This window comes from Sinobacterium caligoides, from assembly GCF_003752585.1.
GTDB classification, from domain to species: Bacteria; Pseudomonadota; Gammaproteobacteria; order Pseudomonadales; family Sinobacteriaceae; genus Sinobacterium; species Sinobacterium caligoides.
This window is the reverse complement of the sequence record NZ_RKHR01000004.1, coordinates 850,428-864,574: the sequence shown is the minus strand read 5'-3', so window position 1 is coordinate 864,574 and position 14,147 is coordinate 850,428. Positions and strand designations below refer to the sequence as shown.

At 47.3% G+C, this 14,147-nt stretch carries 8 protein-coding genes; 6 read left to right on the top strand and 2 right to left on the bottom strand.

Annotated features, from left to right (window positions below):
• The first annotated feature begins 8 nt into the window (after positions 1-8).
• Genes EDC56_RS10515 through EDC56_RS10505 form a run of 3 tightly spaced genes read left to right on the top strand, consistent with a single transcriptional unit; the run spans position 9 to position 8,039 of the window.
• A complete protein-coding gene (locus tag EDC56_RS10515) occupies positions 9-2,255 on the top strand; it encodes a hypothetical protein (protein ID WP_123712464.1) in 2,247 nt (748 codons plus the stop codon).
• The gene (locus EDC56_RS10510) at positions 2,252-5,995 is read left to right on the top strand and encodes a hypothetical protein (RefSeq protein ID WP_123712463.1); all 3,744 of its coding nucleotides are present in this window, start codon (positions 2,252-2,254) and stop codon (positions 5,993-5,995) included. Before EDC56_RS10515 ends, EDC56_RS10510 begins: the two co-directional genes overlap by 4 nt.
• Before the next feature lie 46 nt (positions 5,996-6,041).
• Positions 6,042-8,039, top strand: a complete 1,998-nt coding sequence (locus EDC56_RS10505) for a LamG-like jellyroll fold domain-containing protein (protein ID WP_123712462.1) — start codon at positions 6,042-6,044, stop codon at positions 8,037-8,039.
• Positions 8,040-8,153: 114 nt separating this feature from the next.
• On the opposite strand, the gene EDC56_RS10500 is transcribed toward EDC56_RS10505, so the two are convergent.
• Positions 8,154-9,026, bottom strand: coding sequence for an AraC family transcriptional regulator (locus tag EDC56_RS10500; protein WP_123712461.1), 873 nt, complete (start codon positions 9,024-9,026; stop codon positions 8,154-8,156).
• A 145-nt stretch (positions 9,027-9,171) separates the two neighbouring features.
• Here EDC56_RS10500 and EDC56_RS10495 point away from each other — a divergent pair, with 145 nt between their 5' ends.
• On the top strand, positions 9,172-10,311 hold the full coding sequence (locus tag EDC56_RS10495; protein ID WP_123712888.1) for an aminotransferase-like domain-containing protein: 1,140 nt from the start codon (positions 9,172-9,174) through the stop codon (positions 10,309-10,311).
• 124 nt (positions 10,312-10,435) lie between these two features.
• Here the strand turns inward: EDC56_RS10495 and aptA are convergent, their stop codons facing one another.
• Positions 10,436-11,740, bottom strand: coding sequence for an omega-aminotransferase AptA (aptA, locus tag EDC56_RS10490; protein WP_123712460.1), 1,305 nt, complete (start codon positions 11,738-11,740; stop codon positions 10,436-10,438).
• Positions 11,741-11,936: 196 nt separating this feature from the next.
• Between aptA and EDC56_RS10485 the strand changes: the two genes are divergently transcribed.
• Complete coding sequence (locus EDC56_RS10485) at positions 11,937-12,686, top strand: sulfite exporter TauE/SafE family protein (protein ID WP_162844147.1); 750 nt, start codon at positions 11,937-11,939, stop codon at positions 12,684-12,686.
• Between the two features lie 22 nt (positions 12,687-12,708).
• Positions 12,709-14,079 (top strand): sulfoacetaldehyde dehydrogenase SafD, encoded by a 1,371-nt coding sequence (gene safD / locus EDC56_RS10480; protein WP_123712458.1) that lies wholly within the window; start codon positions 12,709-12,711, stop codon positions 14,077-14,079.
• Positions 14,080-14,147: the final 68 nt, after the last annotated feature.

Genomic DNA, 14,147 nt, shown 5'->3' with positions numbered 1-14,147 from the left:
AGGAAAAGATGATGTCTGAAGATCAACTACAATTTATCGATTACCGTAAGCCCCAGCTAGAAATGGGTGACTACACATTTACCACATCGCACCGTTATAGCTCGCCTGATGGTCTTGAGCAATACAGTGATACGTTGGAAGAGCTAAGCATTCGCGTTAGGTGTGAGCGTGTAGCGATCAACGCTGAAGATATTTATGCGCAATATCCACCGAAAGGTGAGACCGGAGAATATTCCGATACCATCCCACATATTGCGCTCAAAAAACCCTCGTTACCATGGGCCAGATCGGCCTATTCGGATGGGGGTGAAGATTATGAGCCTTGGCTGTTTCTAATGTTGATTAATCAGGCTGACATTGACCAGGGCTTGGCGACTGCGCCTGTTGCTGGGAGTATTGCAGACTTTAGACAACCAATTGATGGGGTTTATTTTCCGACGAATCAATATAACTCATTAGCAACGGATGACAGTTTGTCAGGTCATGAACAAGTAATGAGTTATATCGATGTCGATATCGGTTTGTTTAAGGATATGGTTGTTAAGCAAAAGCTTGAGCTTAAAAAACTTGCTCATATTCGCCGTCGATTTGTCCCGGATACAGTCTCTGATAAAGTCGTCGTAACCATATCTGATAAAGAGGTCGGTTTACTCGATCTAATGCAAACCAGTGTTCTTGATCTGCTTCATATTCCGTCTGCCTCAAGCAAAATAGCAGTCGTCAAGGAGGGGATGAGCTGGCTGGTAAAGACGGTTGAAGAAGATTATATGTTGGAGTTCGATGACACTCTAGCGAGTAATAATTTATCTTGCTTTCGCTTGTTACGAGAAAGCTCCGTTCTCATTGCCAACCGTTTTGCTCAAACGGATACTGAATGTTATCCCCAGGGTATGCGTCATTATTCACTGCTCGTTTCTCTGGAGAATTACTTAGATGAAACGATATTAGCTGAGATGGATGATCAGAAGGTCAAACGTGTCCGTCTACTAGTAACTTATCATTGGTGGTTTAGCTGTATAAAGAATCCAATTAATTTCTCTGCCCGCTGTAAACAGTTGGATGTCGACTCCCTGCGTCTTCCCGTTGATAAGATTGCTGACGCTGGTAGCCTTCGTGCGCGTCTAGAATCGGGTTTAACAGGGATGTCGCACAAATTCCGTTTGGGTGATCATTCAGTCTCTTGGTACCGAGGGCCTCTAGCACCCTGTGATGTAGGCGGTGCCAGTAAGATACATTTAAGTGATGAGCAGCGAGGGCGTACAGGCGACGATCAATACGAGGCAACGGATGCTGATAAATTGTTGGTCTATATGGAAGAGGATGGCATGTTTAATATCAGTCATGCCGCCGCCTATGAGTTGGGGCGTTTTTTATCCTTGTCTAAGCCTGGCTTTATGCAAGCATTAATGAATTACAAGCGTAAAAAAGAGCGCTATGTACGACTGAATACAGATGAAGAATACCGTAAAGAGTCAGCGCTTGCTGCCGGCATTACGATTAAACAATTGCCGTATGCCAAACTAAATAAAGACACATCGTCAAAGGAACGATCAGTGATAGAGCGCTGGTTATTTGATTTGGCCCACCTGAACAGTATCCCTTCGTGGTATTTATTGCCTGATAATCATTTATTACCACGGCGGACTATACGTGTCTTCAATATTGACGCTCAGTGGGTACAAAGTTTGTGGCTTGGCGCGATTAGTTTAGGCGGTCGACCTAAGTCGACTTATCAACTGTTCTCGGATATGCATAATACGCTGAAAGAAAAAATTCCTAGTCATGGCATGATATTGCGTTCGGATGTTGTTTGGTCGTATCCGCAATTAGATGCTAAGTTTTCGTCAGATACACAGGCGAGTAATGAAAAAGATTTTTTAATTGAACATCGTCTTGCGCATGATGCACAGGTTTACCTTGCCAAAGAACCATTTAAAAGTGTTTCCTTGGCGCTGCCATTAGAGAGTCTGCACTACGGTGTTGACATGGGTGATCCTTTAAATAAGTCAGTGGTGCAAGGGGTAAATACTGTTGATAAGTTCGCTGTCCCTTTTTATGACTCTAACCGAAAAATCATCAACGTAGGTGTGTTGTGCAGTCTTTTTTATAGCACTCTTGATGGTTCTGATGAAGTTAGTGAAGATTACAAAAAAACATTAGACTCAAATACATCTTCAATCAGCCCTGCCCAACTTGGGCGTTACTTAATTGAAGGTGAGCCCAAAGCGATTTATAAGTTAGGAGAAAACGGATGAACCTTCTCTGTATCCCGATCCAGGTTGATGCTCTGGTTGCCAGTGATGTAGAACCTGTTGTTGGCGCATCTGAAACCTTTGAAAAACTACCATATCAAAACATTAATAATATTGACGTTAATTCACAGCAAGCTTTTTTATCGTCAACTGTAGCGCGTCGTGCCTTTAATAATATGGCGAGCTTACCTAAAGGTGTGCATTTTCATTGGGCGCTTCCTGATGCTCTGACTAAGGGTAACAATCATGCGGGCGATCTTGATATGCCCGAGGTCCCTAATCGATGGCTAATACAGCGTATTAAAACCTCAGACAAAACGATCAAACAGTGGGTGGTTGAAAGTGACTATTTATACCCGCCGCATGTGACACCTGAGCGCGCAGTGCAAATCCCAGAGCCGAATAAAAGAATAAAAGGGATGCCACCTTACCGCTATCTTGGTAGACAGCTAACGTTAGAGCAGTGGCAGTCTGATCAGGCTGTTAATGCCAAACATGAATATGTCGATAAACTCACGGTATTGGGGTGGGGGACGCCTTACTTTTCGACATTATACACTGAGTGCTATAGCGTCTTTGGTGCTTATGATGACGAAATCTCGACGGCGGACGTTGCCGATTATGAGTATCGTGTCTATGGCTGGCATAGTGATATAAATAATGATTTTGTACGTAAATATCTCCAGCCAGAACAAGGTGGTGAGGCCATTTCTCAACAGGCCTTAGCGGATGATGTTGCCAGCTGGTGTTTGCCTGACGATATGCCTGTTGCTAATCAAGCAGTCTATTTTGGCAGTGTTATATTTAGCTCTGAGTTGAGTCTTAACGATAATGTTGCGATTGGCAACTCACACCTTAGCTTTGCAAAAACCAGCACTGAGGCGGTTGCTACTTTCTTATCAAAGAATATTACAACCTCTGAAGAGGATGCAATACGTATCGAGAATCAACTGCAAGCCGCATTATTCAGTGAGGCGATGGCAGGTGAAAACATTGATTTTGTTAATCGGCTGAAGATAGCTCGCCATAAGGAAGGCTTCACCCCCGTCTCCTCGGCAATCACATGGTGTTACACGCCGTTTAGTAGTTTGTTAGGCGCGACATTTCCTAAAGACAGAAAGGATGAATTTAAAAAAGCTTATGAGAATTTTTGTCTAGATAATCAATCCACACTGGATGAGTTGAATGAATCTTTAGATCAAGTCGATAAATCAACGCAACAGCTTGCTTCCTTACGCCAGGTTTTATATTGCGACTGGAGCAAATACATGCAATGTCGTTACCCTGTTAACCCTGATGCGAAAATACCTGATGCAGATTTAGTTCGTCATATGATGGAGCAAAAAACTTTACCGTCAATCGAGGTGTTACCTTCATTTATCGATGAAATGACGCAGCAGGCTGAAATTCAGAAGCAGAACTTACTAAGTGCATTCACGCTATTTTGTCGGGAGCAAAACGTTTCAGAAAACAGTGAACTGATCGAAGGGGTTTTACTGGTTTCGCCCGGTTCGCGATATTGGCGCGCTAAAGAGCCATCGTTGATGATCGAAGGGGATGTAGCTAAGCCATCGACACGTCATGGTGCCGATGGCAAGTTGGACTGTCAGCACCATAGCATCACTGGATATGAGGGTAGTGAGGGAGGCAGTAGTCAAGAGGCAATAATCGACTGGTTAAGCAACACGCTTGATACCGTCACATGGTCTGGAGCTTCACTGACGGAGTGGACTAGCCAGCCATGGAACCCGCTGTGTGTTGAGTGGCGCTTGGATTTACACGCTGAATCCGAGGATGAATTGGCCTCGACGAGTCATCAAGCTAACTATAAGCCCGATTACATCACCTCACGCTATCGGGTGCCATTAAATGATAATGAATTTTCATTACCGGGGGCGTCAGTTGATTACTTTTACAAAAAACAACAGGGCATTGTCATCGATGATAACCCCAATGTGGTCTACGGCCGCTCATTGTTAACGTTTAAGGTAAAAGATCAAATAAGAGATAAGTTGGACGAGGCATTAGAGCATACTTCAAAGGTTGAGGCTGACGAAACAAGCGAGCTGATCACTACGCTGAAAGCGGCTTTGGCGTATATAGATGATGATAAGAATCATATTCTTACGCAGCAACTGAATGGTTTCCATGAAAACTTACTGATGTATAGCGAAGATACTTCATTGTGTGTTGATGACCCGTTAGCTTTTTCTGCAGTAGCTAGTCAGGATAAAAACTTTTCTGATCGTGTTAATCAAGCCTTGGGCAATGGCTTTTATAAGCAGCCTTCACTGGGACATGAATTCACCCCGATAAAAAGTGGCGTAACGCAATTGAATGGCGTGCGGATCATCGATAGTTTTGGTCGCTTTAAAGATTTGGATTGCTCTAGAGTGACTCAGCCACAAAGAGATGTCATCGGCAATAATATGTTTACGCCACCGCGTATATTGCAACCACTACGCTTGGCATTTCGTTGGAAAAACCATCTGGAGGCGGTGACTCAGCAACAGACACCCATCTGTGGCTGGATAAACTATAACGTCTTCGATGAAACGATTGTTTGTTACAGTGCTGCCGGAGACTGTATCGGCAGTATCAATTCTGACGGCGAATGGAACGATCAATTTGGCGTCAAGCAATCACTGTCGGTGATTAAGGATGTGAAATTAAAAATCTTCATTAGTAAGTTGTTAAGTTTTCACCCTGATAATCGCTTAGTTAATACTGGTAAGAATTATTTGCCCTTGTTGAAGAAGGCGATACAGCGCGCTCAAGAGAATATTGAACCCGATGTTGAGAATGAGCAAGCGCAAGGATTTAGCATTAAGCCATTGGCGGTTGTGAGTGCGGTATTGGATTTGCAGCTTTATGGTTTTTCGGAGATCAACAAAAGTTGGTCTGCTCTATCTAAGGACTTAGCGACCAATAAACGAAGCTCTCGCTGTTATGGCGATGTTAAATTTCCGATCAAGCTGGGTGAGTACCGCAATCTCGATGACGGCCTTGTTGCCTACTGGCAGGTCAATAGAAATGGGGCTTTAGATAAGCACGGATCATTTCCTCAGTCAGATATGCAAGATGTCGATGGATGGATTGACGGTGCCAATTTCAAGCCTGAAGAATTTGATTATATTGATTCTGTTGATGAAGAGGGTGTTAATAATATCGAGCAAAGCCTCAATGATGAACCGATTGAATTGTTGATGCTGATGGACCCAAAGAGCGTCGTCCATGCCACGACAGGTATTGTGCCTAAAAAAAGCCTATGTTTAGACCCGATGCTTTATGTGCATAGTTTAGAGGCAATGCATGAGCGTTACTTCGCTGCGCCGCTGTTAACACCGCAGTCGACGATGAGCCTACCGTTGACTCGTCAGGACACTTGGTCTCTACAGCAAATCAATAGTGACGGTGAGTATGAGCAAACCTGCAGCATTCCTCAGGTGAATAAAACAGAATTTATTCAGGCCGCCACTTACAAAGAGGGCGATTGGCAATTGTTGTTGGATAAAAGCTTGTTGATACCCGTTAAAGGTACGCAAGGTGAAAAGGCTTACTTTATCTCTCCAGCAGAAAATATATTAGCTGATATTAAAGATGAATGGCTACGTTTAGAGCCACTTCTGATGAGTTGTTGTGCTGGCGGTATTGTGCCGCCAGAAAATGTTTTGCCACTCAGTCAACGCGTGTGTGCGATAGAGGGGTGGATTGAGTCGGTACCGAATCAGGATGATGCATAACCATTAACCCTTAATTACTACACGTTGAATCAACAGGAAAGAAATCATGACTTTATTATCGCCTATATCAGAACATTTTGAATCGCAAACAGAAGCCGTGACGACTGTCGAGATGCTTGAATGTGAGCGTTTTGGCTGGTGCGCAAAGCTCTCTGCCAATACCACGAGCACGATTGGCTCGGCGAGCGCAGAAAACTTGGATGGTGGATACTTTACCAGTAGTTTGTGGGTTAAGCTTGACGACATCTCTGCAGTGTTAGAGTTTTTGGTCGGCAATAGAGGCTGGTCGTTGAAAGCTGGCGGAAAACTACAATTAACTGACTCTGCATCGCCGAGCGAAGTGTCGATTACAGTGGGTAATTGGCATCATATCTGCTGGATCAAAGGAAAAAATAAGCAATCATTATACCTTGATGGCCAACTAATCAATACGGCAAGTGTTGGCTTTACTGCAGTTAGTAGTGATAGTGTCGTATTTAAAACGGCAGCTTTATCTGTGCAAATGGCTCACCAGCATAATTACGCAAGAGCATTATCGATTCCAGAGGTTCTCGTGGATCAGATGATGTATTTTGAGCCAGCAACACAGTCTTTTAATGACTATTATCCTCTCGATGTTAATGTTCAGAATATCGAGGGACCTTGTAAGCATTACTCTGATAACAAGCTATTTGTTATCGATACCACTGCTGACGGCGTGACAGACGTAAAGCAACAGTTGAATATTAGCAATATCACCGAAAAGTCGATCCTGTTAACGGCGAAGCATGAAGCGACGGCGAAAAATCATCATTTTGAATTGCGCATACGTAATGCTGTTTTCGCCTTTCCAAGTACATACCCTAAGATTGCTAGTAATGATAATTGGATCATTAACCGTAGTTCAACAGCTAACAGTGACGATGGTAGTTGGTCGATTTATATGAGCAAAACAATCGATACAACACTCAAGGCGGGTGAGTCGATTAACCTTGATTACTCCTACAGAACTGCCGACGGGGCTCTCGGTGAGCGTAGTACTCATCAATTATTGGCTTACAAAGACCTAGCGTACGAAGGTGGTGGTAATATCGCAGGCGAGCGTAATAAACGCTTGGATATTCTTAATCTACCCTCTAGTATCGTCTATCCCTTATGCGTCAGTTATTCGTCGACACACGGTATTGTTTTTAATAATACGCACCACGATAATGATATTACAATATACGTTTATAACCGTAGTGAGCAGGAAATTTGTTTTTCTGACCAGGGTAATATACAGATTAAGATCCCTTTCGGTAACACTGCATCTGACTTTGCTGACGCACACCTTGAGACGGGGGTAGCCATCGAGTCGTATATCGGGGATACTAAGCTCGGTGTTGATGAGTTCGAAAAAATCACTGCTCAGAACGGTGCTTTATCAATCTTTGAGTGGACGCCTGGTCAGCACAAAAAGATACCTTCTCGTAGCTTTGTTAAATTCGTTATTAAGCATTTTGTGCCCAATAGTGTAAGGGGGACGGCGTTTATTGATGTTGACTTAAACGGCATCGATGACCATGGCGATACAACACTATCCTTACCTGTTACCAAAGTTGATTGCAATCTGGCCAACCACGTCGGCGACCAAAAAGTGGGGCTTTTTACCGACTTGACTGTCGATGGATTTGATTTTCATGTGGCGCGCAACACCTATATTGGCGCTAATCTAAAAGCACAGTCCCTCGAGGTGGTTAGTAATTTAAAAACCCCTGTAATACAAGATAGTAATAATAAAAAACCGATAATATTTCAGAAATATACATTAGGTGAAAACAGTAATTGGTTGCGCCACTATACCGATTCCAGTTTAACCCCGAGAGAATATACAGCCGCTATTGTCGGTTTTGACTCTGGTTACGGTGATATAAATGAATTTGACAGCCACCAAATGTTAAGGGTTAAAATGGTTGAATATGAAGGACGTTGGGCTATCTGCGCCTCTAAGCCTACGCATAATGATGCCGCTGACTGGGAGGTGAATGTGATGTTTGTTAGTCGACAACTATCCGACGGTTATTAATTACTAGTCAGCTTAGCGGAGAGTACTCGAGCGCATCGGGTACTCATCCTCTAATGAGCAAGCATTATCGCTGTCTAGCACAGCGCTTTAGCTTATTGTGGCTACTCTTTACCCCTATAACAGTGAAATAGGCAGGTAAAAAGTTAGCTTGAAACAACTATCCTCAGCTAAGAACTGATTTTTTTCATAGCAGACTAACGCCGGTGTGGTTTGCATCTTAAAGCCAGATTCTGGCAGCCACTCCTCCATGATTTTACTTAAGTAGGGCAGTAGATCTCCATAACAACCCTCTAGTGTAAACGCTGCATGCAAGCCCCCGGGAATCATCATACTGTTGACGACACCGCGTCTAACTAACGGTGAATCGATGCCGAGGCACGCGACATAGCGACACTGTGGTAACGGGACCCAAGCTGGGTTGCTGTGGTGTAACGCTAGCTGCTTTGCAGCAGACCGTCCCTCCATCGCAGCCCAAGCTTGCAAGGTTTGCCAGGCAAGGCGAATACTGCGTCCATAACCTTGGTGCCTAACATAAGCGACCCACTGATCATCTAACTGCAGTAACTCGGGTAAAGGCAGCTGCCGCGACTGAATACGCTGATAACCCGCTGCAATCTCTGCATCTTGTAGGTAACTCGGTGCTTTCGTGTTAACGCGATCAACAGTACGCCATCTACCCGGTGAAACAGCAAAGGCTTTTTTAAAAGACTGGTTGAAGGATGATAGAGAGTGAAACCCACATTTCTCAGCGATTACTTGCACACTGCTGCTGCTATCAAACATCAATTGATTGGCCGCATGCTCGAGGCGAGTTCGGCGTATATAGTGATTAAGCGTCTCTCCGACCACCTGATGGAAGACCCTGTGGAAATGCTGCTCAGAATATGAGGCAACCTTAGCCAACTTGTTTGCGGTTAAAACAGCGGAAATGTCTCGATGAATCTCGTAGAGTACATCGTTGATGCGAGAGTGTTGTTGGTAATTCATCGTGATACAAGTGACATCGTTTATTGACCTGCCGTTATTCTTATATGAGTAGGAATGAGAGCATATATGAACAGCTATAAGCGCATAGATCAACCTATAGCTCTGCTTAAATCACGCTAATATGCAGAATCTAAAGGAGATGATTATGAGACCGGCTACACACATCGAAACGCTACAACCTTCATACATCCGCGAGATTCTCAGTGCGGCTTCCGCTGACGGCGTTATATCGCTAGCGGGCGGGTTACCTGCGGCGGAGCTCTTTCCTTGTTCACTGCTTGAGCAGGCGATGACCACGGTTGCGACGCAAAAAAATGTTTTTCAGTATGGCGAAACACAGGGCTACGCCCCTCTTATTGCGCACCTTCAGTCAACCTATCAGCTCGATGAAAGGCAAAGCGTTTTAGTCACTACGGGCTCACAACAGGGCTTAGATTTGATTGCGAGAGCCTATATTAACCCGGGAGATGGCGTTGTCATGGAGGCGCCGAGTTATTTGGGCGCGCTACAGGTATTTACTGTGGCGCAGGCACGTATCGAGACAGTACCACAAACCGAGCAAGGCCCTGACCTCGCCGCGCTTGCAGGTGTCTTTGCCACGGGCAATATTAAACTTTTCTACGCGGTACCAGACTTTCATAACCCAACGGGAGTTTGTTGGTCGTTGCAGACTCGGCTAAAGGTGGCCGAGCTATGCGACAAGTATAGCGTCAGCTTGATCGAAGACGCGCCTTATCGTGAACTCAGGTTTAGTGGCGAATCGCTGCCTTTGGTGTCTTCATTCTGTTCGGCTCGTGCGTTTGTTTTACGTTCTTTCTCAAAAACATCTGCCCCAGGACTTCGTCTAGGTGTGGTCACCGGGCCACGTGATTGGCTCATACCTATGGTTCGAATTAAGCAAGCCGCCGATTTACACAGTAGCCTTCCGATGCAGGCTGTTTTGTTAGAAATACTTAAGCACGCTGAGTTTGCCGACCACCTTAAAAATGTACAAATGCACTATCAACAACGCTATCACGCTCTCGTCAATGGAATTAATAAACATATTCAATCAGCCGTATCATTTAATACTGTCGAAGGCGGCATGTTCATTTGGTTAGAATTATCGAAAGGAAACCCGGAAGAGATAGCTCGGAAGGCATTAGCAGAAGGCGTTGCCGTCGTACCAGGAACGGCGTTTTATCCGGGAACGAATGCAGCCTCAAAAGCGCTGCGACTTAACTTTAGTCATTGTAGTCCCGAGCAGCTAGTCGTCGCGATCAAACGTTTGAATAACATTATTTGAATACCTTAAGGTATTCAAATAACCCATAAAATTTAAGCTTGAATAAAGCGTCTGTTGATATTATCAGAGGTGAGCCATAGTGCCCCCCCCTGAATCGAACCAGACTCATGTACACGATGAGTGCTTAGTAGCGCTTCAATACCTTGGTCAGTATCTCGAACATCTGCTCGATCTGTTGCGGTGTGGTAACGAAGGCAGGGGCGATGATGCCGGCATCACCGGTGGTTTTCAGGTGTAGCCCGGCGTTAAATAGATCGAGCTGAAGTTGCGCGCCGCGGCGGCCGGGTTGCTCGCAGGGGGCGAGGTCAAAGCCCGCCAACATGCCATAGCCCCTTACGTCGTTGATAATGTCGAGTTCAGCGAGGTTGGCGACTGCATCGAGGAGCAGTGGTGAGAGCGCGCGTGCACGTTCAAACAGCGATTCGTCGCGGTAAATGTTCAGCGTGGCTAGGGCGGCGGCGCAGGCGGCAGGATGGCAAGACCAAGTGTAGCCGTGGAAAAACTCAGGGGCGACACCCGGTGCTGCCTCAATGACCGTGTCGTAGATGTCGGTGCGCACTGCCACCGCCCCCATCGGCTGGGCGCCGTTGGTGATGGCCTTGGCCATGGTGATGATGTCGGGTGTGACATCAAAGCTATCGGCGGCAAAGTTAGCACCGGTGCGGCCAAAGCCGGTAATGACCTCGTCGAACACCAGCAATATGTCGTGCTCATCGCAGAGCTGACGCAGGCGCTGCAAGTATCCCTTGGGCGGCACTAACACTCCGGTTGAGCCGGCGATGGGCTCGACGAAACAGGCGGCGATACTCTGTGCGCCGTGCAGTTGAATCATCCGCAGCAAGTCGTCAGCTAGCTCAATACCGTGCTCCCCCTCACCGAGGGTGTTGCTGTTTTCTGCGAGCCAGGTGTGTCGCATGTGGGCGACACCCGGCAGGCCTGCGCCGTAGATATCGCGATTTTTTACCATGCCGGAGAGTGCGACACCGCCAAAGTTGACGCCGTGATAGGCCCGCTCGCGGCTGACCAGTCGCTGTTTACCGCCATCGCCGCGGGCGGCGAAGAAGGCATAGGCAATTTTTATCGCGGTCTCGATCGCCTCGGAGCCCGAATTGACAAAGAATATCCTGTCGAGGTTTTCGGGGGTTAACTCAGCGATGCGTTCGGCGAGCTCAAACGAGGCGGGGTTGGCACGTAAAAAATGTGGTGTGAAGTCGAGGGTGGCAAGCTGCTTCGACACTGCCTCGGTGATTTCCGGGCGGCAGTGTCCGGCGGGTGTGGTAAACAAGCCGGAGCAAGCATCTAGAATCTTGCGTTGCTGTTGGTCGTAGTAGTGAATGCCCTCGGCGCGAACGATTAGCTGCGGGTTGGCCTTAAACTCCTTGTTGTTGGTAAATGGAAGCCAGTGGTAGTCCATATTCAGTGTGCTCATCGGCCTGCTCCTAGAAAGTCATAAAGGTGAGTGAATGATTTCATCTTAGCGAGGCGCTGATGGCGATTTATAGGGCCAACGGGCAGATTGTATCGTGCCAGTTGGCCCCATGCAGTGTGCTTTATTGGCTCTAAGTCTGATAGCTGAATCGGTGTAAATTGCCCTTAAACGATTCATGGATAAGCGGGGTAGGGGCGTGATAGAAACGATAGATCTCGATGTTTTTGCCTCGTGTATTATTATTGTCGCCATTTTTTTCTCCGCCATTATCTCCTCTGTGACGGGGATGGCCGGCGGTGTTTTGATGTTCTCGGTGATGGGTTTGTTTATGCCCTTACGGCCGCTGGTGGCAGTCCATGGCGTGGTACAAATTTTCAATAACGCAGCGCGTTGTTGGTTGTTGCGCATCGAGGTTTGCTGGGCTATGTGCCGGCCGTTTTGTCTTGGTGCGGTGGTGGGGATGACGGCGGCGACACTATTTCTAGTGCATTATCTCAGTGAGACACTGTTGTTATCACTATTGTTGCTGTTGATTAGTTACTCGGTCTTTAAACCGAAGTCGATGCCGCAAATTAAAATCAGCCATCGCCACTTTTTCTGGCTGGGAATCGTCACCGGTATTATGGCGATCCTGATTGGCGTCGTCGATCCGCTGCTCGGTGCTTTTTTGCTGCGCGATGACCTGCGCAAGGAACAGATCGTTGCCACCAAATCGCTGATGCAGTTATTTGTCCATCTAGGCAAAGTGCCGGCGTTTATTTTTTTGGGGTTTTCCTTTCTCGAGCACTGGCAGCTGCTGCTTGTTTTTTCTCTTTCGGCGGTCGTTGGTACACGAATCGGCGTTTATATACTCGCAAGAATCGACCCCCGAGTTTTTTTTATTACCATGAAGGCGGCGCTTTTGCTGGCCGGCTTCCGTGTTTTTTATCAACTGATCGTCGGCTGACACGCACAAGAGGCGCAATCTAATGAGTAATAACTACGATGTCGTTAACCCCTATAGCAATCGTGTTATCGCGAGCTATCAACATACTGAGTGGACCGAGGTTGAGTTGCAGCTCGGATGCTTAAAGGCGGGGCAGAGCCATCAAAAAGAGCTCCCCGCGCATCGTCGTGCGGCGATCTTGTATCGTCTCGCTGAATTGCTGGAGGAGCATGCTGAGGGGTTGGCGAAACTGATTACCGAGGAGACCGGTAAGACTATAGCCGATAGCCGCATCGAGATGGAGCGGGCGGTCAATGCGACGATTGCCAGTGCGGAGGAATCTCGACAGATCAGCGGTGAGGCGCTCGACTCTGACGCCTATGCGCCGACACGTGGCAAGATCGGAGTGGTCTGTTGGCGGCCACTGGGCACTATCCTGTGCATTACACCGTTTAATTTCCCCATCAATATCGCCATGCATAAGATCGGTCCGGCCTTTGCCGCGGGTAACTGCATACTTTTTAAGCCTAGCCCAGAGAACACGGCTTCTGCACAGTTACTGGTTGAGCTGTGCTATCGGGCTGGCATGCCAGAGCAGGTGCTGCAGTTGGCGGTGCCGGCGCTGACGGATATGGCAGGTCTGATTGCACACCCTCTCGTCGATGCGGTGAACTTCACCGGTGGCACCGGGGCAGCTGAAGCGATTGCCCGCGCGGCAGGTTATAAGAAGTTATTGCTGGAGCTGGGCGGCAACGATCCGCTGATCGTGATGGATGACGGCGACATCAAGGCGGCCGTTGCCGCGGCAATCAACCAACGTTTTGCCACTGCCGGGCAGCGCTGTACTGCGGCCAAGCGAGTCTTTGTCCAGCAGGCGGTCTATGACGAGTTTCGACAGTGCTTATTGGCGGCTGCGTCTGAGCTGGTGGTCGGTGACCCTGCCTCTGAGCAGACCTTTGTCGGCCCGGTCATCAATGCTGCGGCGGCGGACACGGTGCAGTCGCGTATTGATCAGGCTATTGCCGGGGGAGCGACCGTGCTGCTGGGTAATCGTCGCGAGGGTAATGTTCTCTACCCTACTATTCTAGAAGGTGTCGACGATGATGCGGCGCTGATGGTGGAGGAGACATTTGGCCCGGTGATACCGCTGCGCGCCTTCGACACCCTTGAGGAGCTGGTGTCATTAGTGAACAACTCGGCTTTCGGGCTGCAGGCCGGCGTCTTCACCACGAACTTAGTGACCATGCGTTACCTGTTTGAAGCCCTAGAGGTGGGCACCTTGGCGACCAACGACGGGCCAGGTTTTAGGACGGAGCACTTTCCATTTGGCGGTGTTAAGTCGAGCGGTGTCGGGCGAGAGGGTATCAAGTATGCGATTCGCGAGATGAGCTACCAGAAAACCTTGGTGTTGTAGTTGCTGGCATGTTTAGCCATAGCCTATTGGTGATCTATTGTTTATGGTGTGGGGCAAGTTTTTATGCA